Below are 18935 nucleotides of genomic sequence, written 5' to 3' on the forward strand. Positions count from 1 at the left end.
GTATTGCCACAAAAGTAAGGAAATAAGTTGCTGTACTAGCGTACTAGTACGGTATCCTATTGCGTAATGAAGTCAAGCCCTTCGTGTTAATTTGAGGAAGCCCGATGACCGACTATTTTATTCAAGCGTTTATCTATCTCATTGCAGCGGTAATCGCTGTTCCCCTTGCCAAGCGGTTTGGACTTGGTTCGGTGCTCGGTTATTTGGTCGCTGGGGTGGTGATAGGCCCAATGCTGGGATTAGTCGGTCAGGAAACTACGACGATTCAGCACTTCGCCGAGTTTGGTGTGGTGATGATGCTGTTTTTAGTCGGTATGGAGCTCGACCCAAAAGGGCTGTGGGCCATGCGGGTAAGCTTGATAGGGATGGGTGGTTTACAGGTGCTGATAACAGCCGCTGCAGGTACCGCTGTTGCTTGGTGGCTGGGACTTGCCTGGCAAACATCCTTGGCTGTCGGTTTGATTTTCGCGCTTTCCTCAACGGCTATTGTGCTGCAAACCCTAAACGAAAAAGGACTCACGAAAACTGAAGGCGGACGCAGCGCGTTTTCGGTGCTGCTATTTCAAGACATCGCGGTGATCCTGATGTTGGCGTTGATCCCACTATTGGCGCTGCCCGAACTAATGGGAGAAGGTGGTAGTTACGCTGAACATAGCAGCCTTAGCCTTGTCGAGGATATGCCTGGATGGCTCCACGGGCTGGTGGTGGTTGGGGCTATCGGGATCGTCATTATTAGTGGGCATTACCTTGGACCGATGCTGTTTCGCTACGTGGTTTCTTCTGGCTTGAGAGAGGTGTTTACAGCTGCCGCTTTAATGCTGGTTATTGGCATTGCAGCGCTGATGGGGGTTGTCAATTTATCTCCAGCGCTTGGCGCGTTTCTAGCCGGTATCGTACTCGCTAATAGCGAATTCAAGCACGAAATCGAGGCCAATATCGAACCGTTTAAAGGGCTTTTGCTCGGACTGTTTTTTATCACGGTTGGGGCTGGCATCGACTTTCAGGTATTCGCGTCGCAGTGGCCAACCGTATTGCTATTAGTGCTTGGCGTTATTGTCGTAAAGGGCACTATCCTGTTCGGGTTAGCCATGTTGTTCCGGGTTCGTAATAGCAATGGCTGGTTGTTTACGTTAAGCCTTGCGCAGGCAGGGGAATTTGGCTTTGTGCTGTTAACTTACAGCGTGCAGAGCAACGTTATTCCTGTTGATGTGTCGCAATTACTTTCGCTGGTTGTCGCGTTTTCCATGTTTGCGACTCCGCTGTTGTTTATTGCCTACGACCGCTTAGTACTGCCGCGCTACCAAACAGCTAAAAACGCTACGCGCGATGCCGATAAGATCGAAGAGCAAGCGCCAGTGATCATCGCCGGTGTCGGTCGTTTTGGACAGATTGTATGTCGTTTGTTGCGCGCCAATAACATTCCCATCGTGGCTTTGGACCTCGAAATTGAGCAAATTGAACTCCTCCGCCATATTCGGATTAAAAGCTACTTTGGCGATGCCAGTCGTTCAGATCTTCTAGAAACCGCGGGTATTGCGCATGCGCGAGTGATGGTGGTAGCGATTGATGATCGCGATCGCGCTGTTGATATGGTGAAGCACGTCAAACATTACCATCCCAACGTTTGGGTATTGGCGCGTGCCTTTGACCGTGGCCATGGATATCAGCTTCGCGAAGCAGGGGCTGACGATGTAACCAGAGAGGTTTATCACTCTGCGCTAGAGCTTGGCGGCCATACGTTAACGGCTATGGGCGTACACCCTATGCGTGCTAAGCAGATGATCGACTCGTTTGAGCAACACGAAAGTGCCCATGAAGATGAGCTGTTTGAAGCCTGGAAAGAGATTGAGGAGGGTATTAGCTTTAGCCCGCGTTACGGCGAACTGTTTATGAAACTGGAAGAAGCGCTGAGTAAGTCAATGCGGCACGGCTGGGATGAGCCAAATCAAGCTGAAGAACCCGTATGGACGCCGCCTGAGCAGGCATCCGCAGAAAACCGCTAAAACGGTAAGTGCAGGGAAGCGCTCAACATATTGAGGTGGCTGAGGGTCGGGGCATCGATGCGTTCGTACTCTACGCGGCTTACCAAACGATTAATGGTCATGGTGGCGCCAAAGCCTTGCAGGAAGGCGGTGCCGCCGTCGTCGGCCAGTGGCTGATCGGTTTCGCCACGCCACTCGGTGAGGCCAGACTTAGCGTAAACGCTGAAGGCGCCCATTCGCACACCTGCGACGATCGCTCCGCCTAAGCTGAGAGTATCCATGATGAGGGGGTCAGCACTGGAGGTGATGGGAACTTCTTCACTTTCGCGATAGGCAATTTCAGCACCAATATCCAGCTGTGGTAATTGCCATGGGCTAAAACCTGCCGAAAAGCGGAAACCTGTTGTGTAGCTATCGAGGCTGCTTAAGTCACTGCCTTCTAAAACGACACCGTTGCGCAGAGCCATAAACTCGCTGTTGGGAGACGCATAGGCGAGGTCGGTATCTCCGCCGCTGGCTAAACAGCCCATCAATGGCAGCATGGAGCCAGCAAAACTACACAACAGGGTGCTTGCCAAGCGTTTCATTGGCGTTCCTCGTGTCCCTGGCTAAGGAAGTTATCTTAATCAGCCTAGCAACGGGCGCTGATTTCTACCACATTAATTGCGTTATTTGATAAGTTTTCTAGCAGATTTTTACCCATTTGCAAAAAGCGCTCGCCAAATACCCATTGGGGTGAGAGCACAGCGACGGTGTTAGTTTGCTCTTTTTGGCGCTGCCGCTGACGCCACTCAAGCGCAGTGCTGCTCCAATTTTCACTGTGCTGAAGCTGAAAGCCATTTGCTGCCAGCAAGTCCGTCAGTTCTGTCATCGAAAGTAAGTGTGAATGCTCTGGCGATGCTGCCCAGGGAACCGGGTAGCACAATTCGGCAAAGTTTTTACCACTAACGACTTCATGCATGACAAGCTTGCCGCCTGGGCGGAGCACACGTCGGCTTTCGGCAATAACGCGGGCGGGGTCGGGCATGTTCATCAGGCTGTGCTGAAATAGCACAGCATCAAACGTGCTCTCTGGAAAGGGTAATTCACAGGCATCTCCGGTAACCCAGCTAAGTGACGAATTTGCCGGAGAAGCCGATAAGTTAGTCAGTGCCTGATTAAGTACGTTAAAGCGGTGGGTGATATCTAAACCGGTAAGTTGAAAACCTAGCGCTGCCCCTTGGCGCATTAACCCGCCTAAGCCTGAGCCTATATCAAGCACCTTTGTATGTTGTGAAGGATCAAGTAGGTTAAGCAGCTTTTTAGAGGCGGCAATACCACCGATATGTAGCTGGTCTAGCGGGGCAAGTTGGTGAAGCGTTGGGCCATCAGGGTAGTGGGTGCGAATTTGGTTAAGGATAGCGTCATCGCGTAACCCTTGGTGGTAGTGCTCGGCTAGCCGCTGTTGAGTGGACATGTTGGTGTCTCAATGTCATACAAAAATCAACGCCGACCACGGGCCGGCGTTGATTAAAGGGTTATTTTTGATCCTCAAGCCCAAGCTCTTGGATAGAAATTTCGCGCATTTTAAATTTCTGAATTTTACCGGTTACCGTCATCGGGAACTCATCAACAAATTTAAAGTAGCGGGGAATCTTAAAGTGAGTGATTTTGCCTTTGCAGTACTCGCGCAGGTCTTCTCCAGTGACTTCTCCTGCGCTGCTGTTGAGCTTCACCCAAGCAATTAATTCTTCGCCATACTTCTTATCCGGAACACCGGTGACCTGTACTTCTGAAATCGCAGGGTGGGCGTATAAAAACTCTTCGATCTCTTTAGGGTATACATTCTCACCGCCGCGAATCACCATGTCTTTAATGCGGCCAACGATCTGGATGTAGCCTTCCTCGTCCATCGTGGCAAGGTCGCCTGTGTGCATCCAGCCGGCTTCGTCAATGGCTTCAGCCGTGGCTTTGTCATTGTTCCAGTACTTGAGCATCACACTGTAGCCACGGGTGCATAGTTCACCAATTTCACCACGGGGCAGAATGCCGCCGTTGCCAGGATCGACGATCTTGCTTTCTAGGTGGGGTTGGGTGCGGCCGACGGTAGAAACGCGCTTATCAATGGTGTCGTTAGCGCCGGTTTGGGTGGAAACTGGGCTGGTTTCTGTCATGCCATAGGCGATCTGTACGCCTTTCATGTTCATCTTTTCGATGACCTGCTTCATGATTTCTGCAGGACAAATAGACCCCGCCATAATGCCGGTGCGCAGCGTGGAAAAATCAGTAGTGGCAAAGTCGGGGTGCTCTAGTTCGGCGATGAACATAGTGGGTACGCCGTAAAGCGCGGTGGCTTTTTGCTCGTGTACCGCTTTTAGCACTTTACCGGGGTCGAACCCTTCATCCGGATAAATCATCGCCGCGCCATGGGTCATGCAGCCCAGGTTACCCATCACCATGCCGAAGCAGTGGTAGAGCGGTACGGGGATGACCAAGCGGTCTTCGCTGGTAAAGCCCATGCTTTCGGCAACAAAGAAGCCGTTGTTGAGGATGTTATGGTGAGAGAGCGTCGCGCCTTTCGGAAAGCCCGTTGTGCCCGAGGTGTACTGAATATTGATCGGGTCATCAAACTGTAGCGTGGCCTGCAGGTCATCAACATCCGTCTGGCTGACCTTGCTGGCTTCGTTAATGAAGTCTTCCCAGCGCCACATACCACTATGCTTGTCAGTGCTCAGATTAATGATGCACTCAAGATCAGGCAGCTTTTGTGATTTTAGCTGACCTTCTGTGCTGCTATTTAGTTCAGGCGCGAGCTCAAACAGCATGGCGGTGTAATCAGAGCTTTTGAATTGATCGGCAGTGACTAAAAAGCGCGCACCGGATTGATTCAGCGCGTAGTCCAGCTCATGAGTACGATAAGAGGGGTTAATGTTGACTAAAATCGCGCCAATCTTGGCGGTGGCAAATTGGGTTAGGGTCCATTCGCAGCAGTTTGGTGCCCAGATGGCAACTCGGTCGCCTTTTTTAACCCCAATGGCCAGCAACGCTCGGGCGCAGCGGTTAACTTCTTCCTGAAGCTGGCGGTAGCTCCAGTGAATGTTCTGATGAAGGGCGATTAGCGCGTCGTTGTCGGGATACTGTGCGGCGATCTGATCAAATTTATCGCCAATGGTCATGCCCAGCAGCGGCTTATCTGCGGTGCTGCTGGTGTAGCTAGGTAGGGTGTGTGCAGGTGATGCCATGGATGTCTCTCCGAACTGTTTTTTTTGTCTCAACGGGAAGAAAGCAGTTGGCTTCTATAGTTATTATTAGCTAACCGTGCTTTTGGCCAACGCGACTTTAGAACTGGGCTTGCGACCAAGCTGCTGAGTGATCCAGACGCCCGTATCAATCACTGCCTGGAGGTCGATGCCCGTGTTAATGCCCAGCCCCTCTAGCAGGTAAAGTACGTCTTCCGTGGCCACATTGCCGGATGCACCTTTGGCATAAGGGCAGCCACCAAGCCCTGCGGTCGCTGCGTCAATCACGCTCACGCCTTCTTCCATTACGGCATATAAGTTAGCTAGCGCCATGCCATAGGTATCATGGAAGTGGGCCGCTAAATGCTCGATGGGCACCTGCTGACGGGCAGCCTCAATCATCCGCTTAGCGGCTAGCGGCGTGCCGACACCGATGGTGTCACCCAGAGAGATTTCATAGCAGCCCATCTCATAAAGTGCGCTGGCGACCTCGGCAACTTTTTGCGGAGAAATAGCCCCTTCATAGGGGCAGCCCAGCACGCAGGACACATAGCCACGCACCCGCACACCTGCTTCGTTGGCTCGCGCAAGCACGGGCTCAAAGCGCGTCAGCGACTCAGCAATCGAGCAGTTGATGTTTTTCTGGGAAAACGCCTCAGAAGCGGCGCCAAATACCGCGACTTCCTCAACGCCGGCTGCCAGTGCGCCTTCCAAGCCTTTCAGGTTAGGCGTTAACGCCGAATAAACCACGCCGGGTTTGCGGGCAATACCGCGCATTACTTCGCTCGCATCGCCCATTTGTGGTACCCATTTTGGCGAGACAAAGCTGGCGGCCTCAATATGGCTGAGGCCAGCGTTCGCCAGCCGTTCGATCAGTTCGATTTTAGTGGCGGTGGGCACCAGGGTGCCCGGTTCGTTTTGAAGGCCATCGCGGGGGGCCATTTCAAACAGTTTAATAGAGGTCGGCAGTGCCATCGGTTAGCTCCTATTCGTTGGGGGCAAAGTCGAGTAGCACGTCACCTTGACTCACGGTATCGCCCGACTGGAAGTGGAACGTCTCCACGCTACCGTCGGCAGGCGCGGTCATGGTGTGCTCCATCTTCATCGCTTCCATGACCATCAACGGCATGCCTTTCTCGACCGCCGCGCCAGGCTCTACCAGCAGCGCGACAACGGTGCCATTCATGGGGGCAGTCAGCGTTGATTCGGCTTCATGGTGACCGTGGTCAATGGCATCAATGCGTCGCCAGAAGAGGCGTGTTTCGCCACTAGGTTCAGCCATCACCACGATATGGCCATCGCGGCGTGCCTGTAGACGGCGGCGGTGGCCGTTTAGCGTGACGGCTACCGCATCACCTGTCAGCGATTGTAGGCTAGCGGTCAACGTTTGATCACCGATGGTCAGATTCCACAGCGATTCGCCGCTTTCGCGCTTACCTTCAACAATCACCACCGCTTCGTCGCTGTCGGCTGCCTGGGCACTTGCCGGGTCACACAGCGCAATGCGAATGGTATGTGGAGCATTCAAGCGGAAACCGTCGTGGCGATCCCACGGGGAGTCACTCTCGCACTCTTGGGCCAGTTGGTTCAGGCCGATCAGCGCGGCGCTTGCATACGCCTCGGTAGAGTAGCTGCGCGGAGCAAACAGGGTGGCTTCGTTGCGCTCGATAAAACGCGTGTCGAGCTCGACGTTTTTAAAGCCTGGGTGATTTGCCAAACGTTGCAGGAAGGCGCGGTTCGTCACCACGCCCTGGACATCCAACGCCGCCAACGCGCGGTTGAGAGTGGCTAGTGCTGCATCACGGTCAGCGCCGTGAACAATCAGTTTGGCCAGCATAGGGTCGTAGTGCATGGAAACCACATCGCCACTTTCTACGCCGCTGTCTAAACGCACCTGATCGCTATCTAAGTCGGCACCTTCTAGGTCCAAGGCGAAGCGAGTCAACAAACCGGTGGCCGGTAGGAAGTCTTGCTCCGGGTCTTCGGCATACAGGCGCGCTTCAAAGCTATGGCCGGTGATGGTGAGCTCGTCTTGTGTGCAGGGGAGCGGTTCGCCCATCGCAACGCGCAGCTGCCATTCGACCAAATCCTGGCCGGTAATCATTTCAGTAACGGGATGCTCAACCTGCAGGCGCGTGTTCATCTCCATAAAGTAGAACGAACCGTCGGCGTCGAGCAGGAACTCCACAGTACCTGCGCCCACATAGCCAATTTCTTTTGCCGCGCGAACGGCAGCGTCGCCCATCGCACTGCGCAGTTCGGGCGTCATGCCAGGAGCGGGCGCTTCTTCTATGACTTTCTGATGACGGCGCTGAACGCTGCAATCTCGTTCGAATAGGTACACGCCATTGCCGTAGCGGTCGCAGAATACCTGTACTTCGACGTGACGAGGCTGCACCAGGTATTTCTCAATCAGCATACGGTCGTCGCCGAAAGCGGCTTTGGATTCACGTCGGCAGCCATCAAGCGCTGCTTTAAATCCTTCGCCGCTTTCAACTACGCGCATGCCTTTACCACCACCACCGGCGCTGGCTTTCAACATCACTGGATAACCGATTTTGTCGGCTTCGCTGCGCAGCAGTGCATCATCCTGATCGTCACCATGATACCCAGGCACCAGCGGTACGCCCGCATTGGCCATACGCGCTTTCGCGGCAGATTTATCGCCCATTGCGGCAATCGCCGACGCAGGGGGACCAACAAAGATGATGCCCGCTTGCTCAAGGGCTTTAACAAACCCACTGTTTTCCGAAAGAAAGCCGTAGCCGGGGTGAATGGCACCAGTACCGGTGCGTTTGGCGGCATCGATAACCGCATCAACATTAAGGTAGCTTTCGCGGGCGGCGGCAGGGCCTAAGCGAACGGCTTCATCAGCCTCGCGTACATGGCGAGCCGTGGCATCGGCATCTGAATAAACGGCAACCGTTTTCAGCCCCATGCGGCGGGCGGTGCGCATTACGCGGCAGGCAATTTCACCGCGGTTGGCCACTAGCAACGTGTCGAATTTAGTAAGGTCAAGCGTCATGAGCGTGGCTCCGCAGCAGTGTTGGGTTCTTGAAGGCCAGACGGTTGCGTCCAGGCAGGGCGGCGCTTTTCAAAAAAACTCGCTAAACCCTCTTGGCCCTCTTGGCTCACCCGCAGTTTGGAGATCACCTGGCAGGTGTGTTCTCGGGTGGCGTCACTGCCGGGGGCCTGAGCCACGCTTGCTAGCAGGGCTTTGGTTGCCCGTTGGGCTTGGGGGGAGCCGCCCAGCAGGGTGTCAAGCATAGCGTCTATGGCGCTATCCAAAGCATCCTGCTCCACCACTTGGTGAACCAAGCCGAGCGCCATCGCCGTTGGCGCATCCATCACTTCAGCAGTGAGTGCGTAACGGCGCATTTGGCGTTCGCCAAGCGCGCGCTGAACATAGGGACTAATCACCGCGGGCGATAGGCCAATTTTGACTTCCGACAGGCAGAACTTAGCTTTATCTGAAGCGACGACCAGATCGCAACAGGCGGCTAGACCCACCGCGCCACCAAAGGCCGCTCCCTGAACTCGGCAAACGGTAGGGCAAGGCAGGGTATCTAACCCGAACATCAGCGCTGACAGTTTGCGTGAGTCCGCTAGATTGTCTTCCAGGCCGTAATCGACCATACGCTTCATCCAGTTGAGATCAGCGCCCGCAGAAAAACTTTTACCTTCAGAGCCAAGCACCACCACCCGAACGTCACCGGCGTTGGCCAGCGCGTGCAATTCGTCTAGATGGGCGTTTAGTTCAGCGATCAGGCTGTCGTCAAAGGCGTTATGCACCTCTGGGCGGTTTAACGTCAGGCGCGCCACGCCTTCTTCGATCAGTAGCGTTGAGTAAGCCATAGTGTTCGCCCTTACATCCGGAACACGCCGAAGCGTGTCTCTTCGACGTCAGCATTCATTGCTGCGGCTAGTGAAAGCCCCAAGACGTCGCGGGTTTGAAGTGGATCAATGACGCCGTCATCCCATAGGCGGGCGCTAGCATAATAGGGGTGACCCTGGTGCTCATACTGGTCGCGAGTGGGCTGTTTAAAGGCCTCTTCTTCCTCTTTGGTCCACTCGCGGCCATCGCGTTCATACTGCTCACGTTTCACCTGAGAGAGCACGCCTGCCGCCTGCTCGCCGCCCATTACCGAAATACGCGCATTGGGCCACATGAACAGTAGGTTGGGGTCATAGGCGCGACCACACATTCCGTAGTTTCCTGCGCCGAAACTGCCGCCAATCAAAACGGTGAACTTGGGTACTTTGGCACAGGCGACGGCGGTCACTAACTTCGCACCGTGCTTAGCGATGCCTTCATGCTCGTACTTGGAGCCGACCATGAAGCCAGTAATGTTTTGCAGGAACACCAGCGGAATCTTGCGCTGAGCGCAAAGCTCGATAAAATGCGCGCCTTTTACCGCGCTCTCTGAAAACAGCACGCCGTTGTTCGCCACGATGCCAACCGGATAGCCGTGGATATGCGCAAAGCCGGTTACCAAGGTGTCGCCGTAGTAGCGCTTGAACTCGTCAAAGTCAGAGCCATCGACAATGCGACCAATCACTTCTCGAACGTCGTATGGCTTTTTAAGGTCGGTGCCAACAATGCCGTAAAGTTCGCTGGGGTCGAGTTTGGGAGGTTGGGGCGCTTGCATGGCTAATTTGCCGCGCTTTTGCCAATTCAAGCGTGACACACAAGCGCGCGCCAACTGCAGGGCATGGGCATCATTTTCAGCGTAATGATCGGCTACGCCGCTGATTTTGGCGTGCACATCGGCACCGCCCAGGTCTTCAGCACTAATGTTTTCGCCGGTGGCTGCCTTTACCAGCGGTGGGCCGCCCAGGAAAATCGTGCCCTGTTCTTTAACGATGATTGATTCATCCGCCATGGCAGGTACATACGCACCGCCAGCCGTGCAGGAGCCCATGACCACTGCTATTTGCGGGATGCCCTCTGCCGACATCGTGGCTTGGTTATAGAAGATGCGTCCGAAGTGATCGCGATCGGGGAACACTTCATCCTGGCGGGGCAAGAAAGCGCCGCCTGAATCGACTAAATAGATGCACGGTAAACGGTGCTTGCGGGCGATTTCTTGGGCGCGCAGGTGTTTTTTCACCGTTAGCGGGAAATAAGTGCCGCCTTTTACCGTGGCATCGTTGGCCACAATCACGCACTCAACGCCAGATACCCGACCAATGCCCGTTACCACGCCTGCCGCAGGTACGTCGCTATCGTAAACGTGATGGGCGGCCAGGGCGGAAAACTCTAAAAATGGCGAGCCTTCGTCAATTAAGTGATCGATACGATCACGCACAAATAGCTTGCCGCGGCTTTCGTGGCGTTCACGTGCCTTGGGGCCGCCGCCTTGGGCGACGGCAGCGGTTAATTCTCGTAGCTTGGAAACTTCCCCCAGCATGGATGCTGCGTTGCTTTGAAAGACATCGCTGCGGGGATTGATCTGTGTAGAGAGTGTGCTCATGGCGCGGCCCTTACTTTGTTTCGGTGAAGAGTTCGCGGCCAATCAGCATCCGGCGAATTTCGCTGGTGCCCGCGCCAATTTCATACAGTTTGGCATCGCGCAGAAGGCGACCGGTGGGGTACTCGTTGATATAGCCGTTGCCGCCGAGCAGCTGAATGGCATCTAGGGCAACTTGGGTGGCTTTCTCTGCGCAGTAAAGAATCACGCCCGCTGCGTCTTTGCGCGAGGTCTGGCCGCGGTCACAGGCTCCGGCAACGGCGTATAAGTAGGCGCGACAAGCGTTCAGCGTGGTGTACATATCCGCAACTTTGCCTTGCACCAACTGAAACTCGCCAATGGACTGGTTGAACTGCTTGCGCTCGTGGATATAGGGCAGCACGACGTCCATGGCGGCCTGCATAATACCAATAGGACCAGCAGCCAGAACGGTGCGCTCATAATCCAAACCGCTCATGAGCACGCGAACCCCTTTACCGACCTCGCCCAGTACGTTTTCAACCGGTACTTTGCAGTCTTGGAAAACCAGTTCGCAGGTGTTAGAGCCGCGCATACCCAGCTTGTCGAGCTTCTGTGCCGTAGTGAAGCCAGGCATGCCTTTTTCAATAATGAACGCTGTAATGCCTTTAGAGCCTGCTTCCGGGTCGGTCTTGGCGTACACCACTAATACGTCGGCGTCAGGGCCGTTGGTGATCCACATCTTGTTGCCGTTAAGGATGTAATGATCACCATCCAGCTTTGCACGTAGCTGCATTGACACGACGTCAGACCCCGCTCCTGGCTCTGACATTGCCAGTGCACCTACGTGGTCGCCGCTGATCAGCTTGGGCAGGTATTTCTCTTTTTGTGCAGCGCTGGCGTTGATCTTTAGCTGATTGACGCACAGGTTCGAGTGCGCCCCATAGGAGAGGGCGACGGAGGCACTTGCCCGGGAAATTTCTTCCATTGCAATACAGTGGGCAAGATAGCCCATACCACTACCGCCATCTTCTTCAGATACGGTAATCCCCAACAGCCCCATGTCGCCAAACTTCTTCCACAGGTCATTTGGGAATTCGTTGTTGCGGTCGATTTCAGCGGCGCGTGGGGCAATTTCGCTAGCGGCAAAGGCATTGACCTGCTCGCGCAGCATGTTCAGTTCATCGTCGAGGCCGAAATTGAGTTCTGAATAGTGTGAAAACATGGTCAATCACCTTGTCATTGTTAATGGGGGCTTTTCGTCGTTAAAGCAGGTTTTTCATTGAGTTCTTCAAGGGCCTGGCGGCAGCGAATTTCAGCGCTTTCAAGTTCCAGCTGCACCATCGTGATATCTTTCATTTGCTGTTCTAGAGCGGCTTTACGCTCGCTGATTTTGCTTAGCATTAGATGCAACTGCTTTTCGCTGCCGCTACGGGTTTCATCCCATAGCTCAAAAAGTTCGCGAATTTCTGCTAAGGAAAATCCGAGCCGTTTACCGCGTAGCGTTAATTTTAGTCGCACGCGATCTTTGCTGCTGTAGATGCGTGTTTGGCCGCGGCGAGCAGGATGGAGTAGCTCCTGATCTTCATAGAACCGAATACTCCGAGTGGTAACGTCGAACTCGCTGGCCAATTCACTGATCGTGTAGGTTTTGCTCATGATCATTGTTCTCGTCGATAGGGGAATGTCCCTATGGAACACTGACCATGAGGCTAAAACAAGTTTACGTTAACGTAAAGCAGTAGTTGCGCTTGTGTAATTTCCTTGGTTTCTTTGTAAGCTGTTGAAAAATAGATTTTTTGCTTGTTTCTGTGAAGAAACGTTAAAGAAGCGTAGACCAAAGTTGTAATTGTAATACCCCTCAAGTGATTGCTAGTTTGCACCTACACCTTACGTTCAGGTAAGGGTGTGTTGCCGGCTAACGAGTTTTACTTGATGAATCGGTTGGTGAAACGTCAGCACCCAACACCCGGATACAAGAACACCCGAACACAAGAACAAAAAGAGGCTTACCACTCCATGCGTGAAGACGATGTTCTTAATGGGCCAGTGCTCGAGACACGAGGGCTGACCAAAGAATTCCGCGGTTTTACCGCCGTGGATGACGTTAATCTTCAGGTTCAAGAAGGGCACATTCACGCCCTGATTGGCCCCAACGGTGCTGGAAAGACCACCGTTTTTAACTTGCTAACCAAGTTTTTGCCGCCTACACGTGGAGAAATCCTTTATCGCGGTAAGCCCATTACCAGCAAGAAATCCAATGAGATTGCACAGCTGGGTCTCGTACGTTCATTTCAAATTTCAGCGGTGTTTGCGCACATGACGGCGCTGGAAAACGTCCGAGTAGCGCTACAGCGTCAATTAGGCACATCGTTTCACTTCTGGAAATCAGAAAAGTCGCTAGATCACCTTAATGAGCGTGCGTTAGAGCTGCTTGATGAGGTTGGCCTGCGTGAGTACGCCGATACACTAACGGTAGAAATGCCTTACGGCCGTAAGCGCGCCCTGGAAGTTGCCACCACGCTGGCGCTTGACCCTAAGATGATGCTGTTGGATGAACCGACTCAGGGGATGGGGGCAGAGGACGTTGATCGTATCGTCGAGCTGATTAAGCGTGTCTCAAAAGGGCGCACCGTCTTAATGGTGGAGCACAATTTGAGCGTGGTAAGCAGGCTTTGTGATCGTATTACGGTATTAGCCCGCGGCGCGGTGTTGGCCGAAGGTAATTATGACGAGGTTTCCCGCAATCCATTAGTGCGCGAGGCATATATGGGCAGTGAAGCTGCTGAAGAGGAGGCTGCCGTATGAATACCGCTGAGGCCTATGAAACCAATGAACTAGCCGATTCCCAAACGCTAGAAATGCTGAGAGTGCAAGACTTGCACGCCTTCTATGGTGAATCGCACATACTTCATGGCGTGAACTTCGATGTTAAGCGTGGGGAGTTGGTTACCCTGCTGGGCCGCAACGGCGCGGGACGCAGCACTACTCTAAAATCCATTATGAATATGGTTGGGCGTCGCACCGGCTCGATTGTGATTAATGGCAACGAAACACTGAATATGAAGGCACACCATATTCCAAGGCTTGGTGTCGGCTACTGCCCCGAAGAGCGCGGTATTTTTGCCAGCCTGGATGTGCACGAAAATTTATTACTTCCGCCCACGGTTCGCTCTGGCGGAATGAGCCTAGATGAAATCTACGCCATGTTTCCCAACCTTTACGAGCGCCGCAGAAGCCAGGGGACGCGGCTTTCCGGCGGTGAGCAGCAGATGCTTGCCATGGCACGCATTCTACGCACCGGCGCGCGACTTTTGCTGCTCGATGAAATTACCGAAGGCTTAGCCCCCGTTATTGTGCAAAAACTTGGCGAAGTGCTTATTCAACTGAAAGAGCGCGGTATGACCATTGTTCTGGTGGAGCAGAACTTCCGTTTTGCAGCGCCGCTGGCAGATCGCCATTTTGTAATGGACCACGGTCAAATTGTTGAAGAGATAAGCGCTGAGCAGCTTCCGTCACGTCGAGACCATCTCAACACCATGCTGGGGGTATAACGCCAATCTAGATCATAAACACAGCATCAGCTTCGCAGTAGGTGCACTACAACACTAAACGCTCTATAAGCATTTCATTCGTACGTCGTAACACAACAACAAAGGCCTCAAGGGCCAGGAGACGAACATGACCTTTATGAAAAAAACGCTGACCGCCAGCATCGCCGTTGCCGCCGCTTCTACTATGGCAGTCTCAACCGCTCACGCCGAAATTAGCGATAATGAGGTGCGCATTGGTTATTTGGCAGATATGTCTGGGACTTATCGTGATTTAGCTGGTCCAGGCGGCGAAACAGCCATGGAAATGGCGATTGCTGATTTTGGTGGCAGTGTTAACGGCTCGCCCATTGTAATTTTTAGTGCTGATGATCGTAACAGTGCTGACGTCGGTGCTAACACAGTGCGTGAGTGGATCGATCAGCGTAACGTCGACATGGTGGGTGGCCTAGTGGCGTCCTCGGTGTCTATTGCGGTCACCAAAGTGTTGGAAGAAAACAATGGCCTGGGCATTGTGTCGGGCTCTGCGGCATCAAGCATTACCAATGAACACTGCACGCCCAACCACATTCACTGGGTTTACGATACTTACCCACTGGCGAACGGTACTGCAAAAGCAGTTGTCGAGCAGGGCGGCGACAGCTGGTTCTTGTTAACGGCTGATTATGCGTTCGGCCATGCGCTGGAAGCTGATGTAACCAAAGTGGTTGAAGCCAATGGAGGCGAGATTGTCGGCGGCGTACGCCACCCGTTCCCGACAAGTGACTTCTCCTCGTACATCCTCCAGGCCCAAGGGTCTGGCGCGAAGATTGTTGGTTTGGCTAACGCCGGTGCCGACACTGTTAACGCGATCACTACTGCCAGCCAATTTGGTCTGACCCAGAGTGGCCAGCAGCTAGCAGGCCTGCTGATCTTCCTCAACGATGTACACGCGCTAGGCTTGGAATCCACTCAAGGCCTTCTGCTAACCACGGGTTGGTATTGGAACATGGATGAAGAGGCTCGCGCTTGGTCAGATCGTTATTTTGAAGAAGTTGGTCGTATGCCCACCATGGTTCAGGCAGGTATCTACTCAAGCACCATGCACTACCTGAAAGCCGTAGAAGCCGCGGGAACCGACGATCCTGAAGTTGTTCGTGCCCAAATGGCTGATATGCCCATTGAAGACTTCTTTGCGCGTAACGGCTCCATTCGTGAAGATGGCCGCATGATTCACGACATGTACCTTGCCCAAGTGAAAACGCCGGAAGAGTCTACCGGTGAGTGGGATCTTTATGAAATCCTCAGCACCATTCCTGCCGATGAAGCCTACCGTCCGCTCTCTGATAGCCAGTGCAAACTGGTTCAAAACTAAGTCGAATAACAACCGCAAGTGACGTTAGAACTGGTTGGTGGCAACTTGCCACCAACCGCTTGACGGCGAGGAGAGTCATACAATGACGATGATATTCGGCGTGCCATTGGCCGTTTTCATGGGCCAGCTTACGCTTGGGCTTGTGAATGGAGCCTTTTACGCACTGCTCAGTTTGGGCCTGGCGGTCATCTTCGGCCTACTGAAGATCGTCAACTTTGCCCATGGGGCGCAATACATGCTGGGAGCCTTCGCCGCACTGCTAGGCTTTCGCTATTTAGGCATCAACTATTGGCTAGCGCTGTTTTTGGTGCCACTGGTGGTGGGTAGTTTCGGCATGCTAATAGAGCGCTTTTTGCTGCGTCGCATTGCCCATTTAGACCATCTTTATGGATTGTTGCTTACCTTCGGGTTAGCACTCATTTTTGAAGGCACGCTGGTTAACTTCTTTGGTGTTTCGGGTGCGCGGTACGCGACTCCGGAAGCACTGCAAGGCGGCCTGAATTTAGGCTTCATGTTCCTGCCTACCTACCGGGCCTGGGTATTGGTAGCGGCACTGGCCATGTGTCTATTTACCTGGTTTATGATTGAGCGCACCCGCTTGGGGGCCTATCTGCGTGCAGGTACGGAAAACTCACAGCTGATGCAAGCGTTTGGAGTAAACGTACCGCTATTGATCACGCTTACTTACGGTTTCGGCGTAGCGCTAGCCGCTTTTGCGGGGGTGTTGGCAGCGCCGTTATATCCTGTGTCACCGACCATGGGGTCAAGCCTGCTGATTGTGGTGTTCGCGGTGGTCGTTATTGGGGGTATGGGATCTATTCTAGGTGCGATTCTTACTGGCCTGGGAATGGGGATCATCGAAGGCTTAACCAAAGTGTACTACCCCGAAGCCTCCAATACCGTGATCTTCTTGGTGATGATATTGGTGCTCATGTTACGCCCCGCTGGGCTGTTCGGTAAGGAGGCATAACCATGGCAGACTCTCAAACACTCAATGCGCCATCAGCCGTACAAGAACGGCAGAGGCGGGCCAAAATGCGCCGTAACATGTTTTATATAGCGCTCTTGGCCATCGGGTTAGTCGCTCCTTTTTTGGCCTATCCCGTTTTTCTAATGAAAATTCTTTGCTTCGCGCTTTTTGCCTGCGCATTTAATTTGTTGCTGGGCTATGCGGGATTGCTCTCGTTCGGGCACGCGGCCTTTTTAGCCACCGGTGGTTATGTTACCGGCTACTTGTTGGCAAGCTATCCAGGGCTAACGCCAGAGATGGGGATTATTGCAGGCACCTTTATGGCAACCCTGTTAGGGCTGCTGTTCGGGGTGCTTTCGATCCGGCGTCAGGGCATTTACTTTGCCATGGTGACGTTGGCGCTTGCTCAGCTGATGTTTTTCGTCTTTGTTCAGTCATCGTTTACCGGTGGTGAGGATGGTCTGCACGGCGTGCCACGCGGTGACTTGTTTGGTGTGATCAGTCTAAGCAGCAACTTAGCGATGTATTACTTCGTTTTTGCCATCTTCATATTTGGTTTTGCGCTGATCCAACGCACCGTGCATTCCCCCTTTGGGCAGGTGCTTAAAGCGATTCGTGAAAATGAGCCGCGTGCTATTTCGCTGGGCTACAACGTTGATGCTTATAAGCTGCTGGCGTTTGTACTTTCTGCGGCGCTGGCCGGGTTGGCAGGGTCTACCAAAACCGTCGTGTTTCAACTGGCGTCGTTAACCGATGCACACTGGCACATGTCGGGTGAAGTTATCCTAATGACGCTGCTGGGCGGGGTAGGCACACTGCTTGGCCCCCTGATGGGCGCGGGCATTGTGGTTAGTCTGCAGCACATTTTGGCACAGTCGCCGTTGGGTAACTGGGTAAGCGTCATTCTGGGGATTATCTTTGTTGTCTGCGTACTTAGCTTCCGCAGCGGCATTGTGGGTGAACTCACCAAAATGTATCGCAAAAACTTCAAATAACCGTTTCTGTCCGATGATTGGGTGCCCTAGGGCACCCTTTTTTCTGCCCAACTCACGCCTCTACGCCAAAGGTAGTGAGCTAAGCCGGTTGCACCTGTCAGAGTAAGAATATAAGTTAACGTAAACGTCAACGTTGCCTGTAAAGATAATTGCCAGTAAAGACAATTGCCAATAACGCCAACGGCTAATAAAGATAATAGCAAACGCCAAGCTGCCCAGCCTGCTCACAGGCTGTTCAGCGACGCATGCTGCGGAGATTCGCCATGAATTTTGAGTTAAGTGAAGACCAGGTCGCCTTTGCCGATATGGCCCGGGCATTCGCCCAGAATGAATTAGAACCCAACGCTGCGCAGTGGGATGCCGAAGCCTTTTTTCCTGTCGATGTTATCCGCAAAGCGGGGGAGTTAGGTTTTTGTTCACTTTACGCGCCAGAACGCGTTGGCGGGCTGGGTCTTTCCCGTCTGGATGCCAGCATTATTTTTGAACAGCTTTCCATGGGCTGTACCTCAACCACCGCCTATCTCACCATTCATAACATGGTGACCTGGATGCTGGCTGACTTCGGCACCTCCGAAGCAGTGGAACAGTGGGGCGAAAAGCTCGCCACCGGCGATTTACTGGGTTCTTACTGCTTAACAGAACCCAATGCAGGCTCTGATGCAGCCTCGCTTAAAACCACCGCCAAGCGTGATGGCGATGACTACGTGCTAAACGGTAGCAAGATGTTTATCTCTGGCGCCGGTAGCACCGACTTTTTGGTGGTGATGGCGCGTACCGGCGGTGAAGGTCCCAGCGGCGTTTCTGCCTTTGCGGTTGATGCCAAAGCAAGCGGCATTAGTTACGGCCGCAAAGAAGACAAAATGGGTTGGAACAGTCAGCCAACCCGCATGATTACCTTTGAAGATGTGCGTGTTCCCGCCAACCACCTGTTAGGCAACGAAGGCGATGGCTTTAAAATTGCCATGAAGGGCCTGGATGGGGGGCGTATCAACATCGCTACCTGCTCAATCGGCACTGCCCAGCAGGCGATCAACAAAGCCCGTGAATACATGCTGGAGCGTAAGCAGTTTGGTAAGCGTTTGGCAGACTTCCAAGCGCTTCAGTTCCGTATGGCGGATATGGTTACCGAGCTTGTCGCGGCTCGTCAGTTAGTGCGTATGGCAGCCACTAAGCTGGATGCTGGTCACCCCGATGCGACTACCTACTGTGCGATGGCTAAGCGCTTTGCGACTGACGTCGGCTTCAAAGTGTGTGATGAAGCGCTGCAGCTCTATGGTGGCAACGGCTACATTAAAGAGTATCCAATGGAGCGCTATGTACGTGACTCCCGTGTACATCGTATTTTGGAAGGAACCAACGAAATCATGCGGCTGATTATTTCCCGCCGCGTGCTCTCTGATGGTGCCTCTGAGCTGTAGCCAACCACCACAAGGACA

At 53.5% G+C, this 18935-nt stretch carries 16 protein-coding genes; 7 read left to right on the plus strand and 9 right to left on the minus strand.

The features are described 5' to 3' along the window. Nucleotides 1-104: 104 nt before the first annotated feature. Nucleotides 105-2003 carry a monovalent cation:proton antiporter-2 (CPA2) family protein gene (locus INT19_RS15110; protein WP_193061360.1) on the plus strand — a complete coding sequence of 633 codons (1899 nt, stop codon included), beginning with the start codon at nt 105-107 and terminating at the stop codon, nt 2001-2003. Here the strand turns inward: INT19_RS15110 and INT19_RS15115 are convergent. The 9 genes from INT19_RS15115 to INT19_RS15155 all read right to left on the minus strand — a co-directional run bounded on the left by INT19_RS15115 (nt 2000) and on the right by INT19_RS15155 (nt 12288). After that, a complete protein-coding gene (locus tag INT19_RS15115; RefSeq protein WP_193061361.1) occupies nt 2000-2569 on the minus strand; it encodes a hypothetical protein in 570 nt (189 codons plus the stop codon). The two genes, INT19_RS15110 and INT19_RS15115, sit on opposite strands and share 4 nt — an antisense overlap. A gap of 44 nt (nt 2570-2613) precedes the next feature. Continuing rightward, on the minus strand, nt 2614-3438 hold the full coding sequence (locus tag INT19_RS15120; RefSeq protein WP_193061362.1) for a class I SAM-dependent methyltransferase: 825 nt from the start codon (nt 3436-3438) through the stop codon (nt 2614-2616). 61 nt (nt 3439-3499) lie between these two features. Then, nucleotides 3500-5203 (minus strand): AMP-binding protein, encoded by a 1704-nt coding sequence (locus INT19_RS15125; RefSeq protein ID WP_193061363.1) that lies wholly within the window; start codon nt 5201-5203, stop codon nt 3500-3502. Between the two features lie 66 nt (nt 5204-5269). Then, nucleotides 5270-6175: a hydroxymethylglutaryl-CoA lyase gene (locus tag INT19_RS15130; protein WP_193061364.1), complete on the minus strand. Its 906-nt coding sequence runs from the start codon at nt 6173-6175 to the stop codon at nt 5270-5272. A gap of 10 nt (nt 6176-6185) precedes the next feature. Continuing rightward, complete coding sequence (locus INT19_RS15135; protein WP_193061365.1) at nt 6186-8225, minus strand: acetyl-CoA carboxylase biotin carboxylase subunit; 2040 nt, start codon at nt 8223-8225, stop codon at nt 6186-6188. Beyond that, on the minus strand, nt 8222-9055 hold the full coding sequence (locus tag INT19_RS15140) for an enoyl-CoA hydratase/isomerase family protein (RefSeq protein ID WP_193061366.1): 834 nt from the start codon (nt 9053-9055) through the stop codon (nt 8222-8224). Before INT19_RS15140 ends, INT19_RS15135 begins: the two co-directional genes overlap by 4 nt. Before the next feature lie 11 nt (nt 9056-9066). Then, nucleotides 9067-10674, minus strand: a complete 1608-nt coding sequence (locus INT19_RS15145) for a carboxyl transferase domain-containing protein (RefSeq protein WP_193061367.1) — start codon at nt 10672-10674, stop codon at nt 9067-9069. 10 nt (nt 10675-10684) lie between these two features. Beyond that, entirely contained in the window at nt 10685-11854 is a 1170-nt protein-coding gene (locus tag INT19_RS15150; protein WP_038485126.1) for an isovaleryl-CoA dehydrogenase, read from the minus strand. A gap of 20 nt (nt 11855-11874) precedes the next feature. Then, nucleotides 11875-12288, minus strand: coding sequence for a MerR family transcriptional regulator (locus INT19_RS15155; RefSeq protein ID WP_120387359.1), 414 nt, complete (start codon nt 12286-12288; stop codon nt 11875-11877). A gap of 360 nt (nt 12289-12648) precedes the next feature. Here INT19_RS15155 and INT19_RS15160 point away from each other — a divergent pair, with 360 nt between their 5' ends. The 6 genes from INT19_RS15160 (at nt 12649) to INT19_RS15185 (ending at nt 18917) form a co-directional block, all read left to right on the plus strand. Further along, entirely contained in the window at nt 12649-13437 is a 789-nt protein-coding gene (locus INT19_RS15160) for an ABC transporter ATP-binding protein (protein ID WP_146944876.1), read from the plus strand. Beyond that, nucleotides 13434-14183 carry an ABC transporter ATP-binding protein gene (locus tag INT19_RS15165; protein ID WP_125748817.1) on the plus strand — a complete coding sequence of 250 codons (750 nt, stop codon included), beginning with the start codon at nt 13434-13436 and terminating at the stop codon, nt 14181-14183. Before INT19_RS15160 ends, INT19_RS15165 begins: the two co-directional genes overlap by 4 nt. 127 nt (nt 14184-14310) lie before the next feature. Then, nucleotides 14311-15534 (plus strand): ABC transporter substrate-binding protein, encoded by a 1224-nt coding sequence (locus INT19_RS15170; protein ID WP_125748814.1) that lies wholly within the window; start codon nt 14311-14313, stop codon nt 15532-15534. Between the two features lie 82 nt (nt 15535-15616). Continuing rightward, nucleotides 15617-16504 (plus strand): branched-chain amino acid ABC transporter permease, encoded by an 888-nt coding sequence (locus tag INT19_RS15175; RefSeq protein WP_125748811.1) that lies wholly within the window; start codon nt 15617-15619, stop codon nt 16502-16504. A gap of 2 nt (nt 16505-16506) precedes the next feature. Continuing rightward, nucleotides 16507-17499, plus strand: coding sequence for a branched-chain amino acid ABC transporter permease (locus tag INT19_RS15180; RefSeq protein WP_089037879.1), 993 nt, complete (start codon nt 16507-16509; stop codon nt 17497-17499). Between the two features lie 263 nt (nt 17500-17762). Continuing rightward, a complete protein-coding gene (locus tag INT19_RS15185; protein ID WP_193061368.1) occupies nt 17763-18917 on the plus strand; it encodes an acyl-CoA dehydrogenase family protein in 1155 nt (384 codons plus the stop codon). Nucleotides 18918-18935 lie beyond the last annotated feature (18 nt).

Origin of the sequence: Halomonas sp. 3A7M (assembly GCF_014897875.1) — a bacterium.
In the GTDB taxonomy this organism is placed as follows: domain Bacteria; phylum Pseudomonadota; class Gammaproteobacteria; order Pseudomonadales; family Halomonadaceae; genus Vreelandella.

Excerpts from the sequence above, each read along its gene's own strand:
- INT19_RS15110 (WP_193061360.1), top strand. The coding sequence starts at position 105 with ATGACCGACTATTTTATTCAAGCGTTTATCTATCTCATTGCAGCGGTA.
- INT19_RS15115 (WP_193061361.1), bottom strand. The coding sequence starts at position 2,569 with ATGAAACGCTTGGCAAGCACCCTGTTGTGTAGTTTTGCTGGCTCCATG.
- INT19_RS15120 (WP_193061362.1), bottom strand. The coding sequence starts at position 3,438 with ATGTCCACTCAACAGCGGCTAGCCGAGCACTACCACCAAGGGTTACGC.
- INT19_RS15125 (WP_193061363.1), bottom strand. The coding sequence starts at position 5,203 with ATGGCATCACCTGCACACACCCTACCTAGCTACACCAGCAGCACCGCA.
- INT19_RS15130 (WP_193061364.1), bottom strand. The coding sequence starts at position 6,175 with ATGGCACTGCCGACCTCTATTAAACTGTTTGAAATGGCCCCCCGCGAT.
- INT19_RS15135 (WP_193061365.1), bottom strand. The coding sequence starts at position 8,225 with ATGACGCTTGACCTTACTAAATTCGACACGTTGCTAGTGGCCAACCGC.
- INT19_RS15140 (WP_193061366.1), bottom strand. The coding sequence starts at position 9,055 with ATGGCTTACTCAACGCTACTGATCGAAGAAGGCGTGGCGCGCCTGACG.
- INT19_RS15145 (WP_193061367.1), bottom strand. The coding sequence starts at position 10,674 with ATGAGCACACTCTCTACACAGATCAATCCCCGCAGCGATGTCTTTCAA.
- INT19_RS15150 (WP_038485126.1), bottom strand. The coding sequence starts at position 11,854 with ATGTTTTCACACTATTCAGAACTCAATTTCGGCCTCGACGATGAACTG.
- INT19_RS15155 (WP_120387359.1), bottom strand. The coding sequence starts at position 12,288 with ATGAGCAAAACCTACACGATCAGTGAATTGGCCAGCGAGTTCGACGTT.
- INT19_RS15160 (WP_146944876.1), top strand. The coding sequence starts at position 12,649 with ATGCGTGAAGACGATGTTCTTAATGGGCCAGTGCTCGAGACACGAGGG.
- INT19_RS15165 (WP_125748817.1), top strand. The coding sequence starts at position 13,434 with ATGAATACCGCTGAGGCCTATGAAACCAATGAACTAGCCGATTCCCAA.
- INT19_RS15170 (WP_125748814.1), top strand. The coding sequence starts at position 14,311 with ATGACCTTTATGAAAAAAACGCTGACCGCCAGCATCGCCGTTGCCGCC.
- INT19_RS15175 (WP_125748811.1), top strand. The coding sequence starts at position 15,617 with ATGACGATGATATTCGGCGTGCCATTGGCCGTTTTCATGGGCCAGCTT.
- INT19_RS15180 (WP_089037879.1), top strand. The coding sequence starts at position 16,507 with ATGGCAGACTCTCAAACACTCAATGCGCCATCAGCCGTACAAGAACGG.
- INT19_RS15185 (WP_193061368.1), top strand. The coding sequence starts at position 17,763 with ATGAATTTTGAGTTAAGTGAAGACCAGGTCGCCTTTGCCGATATGGCC.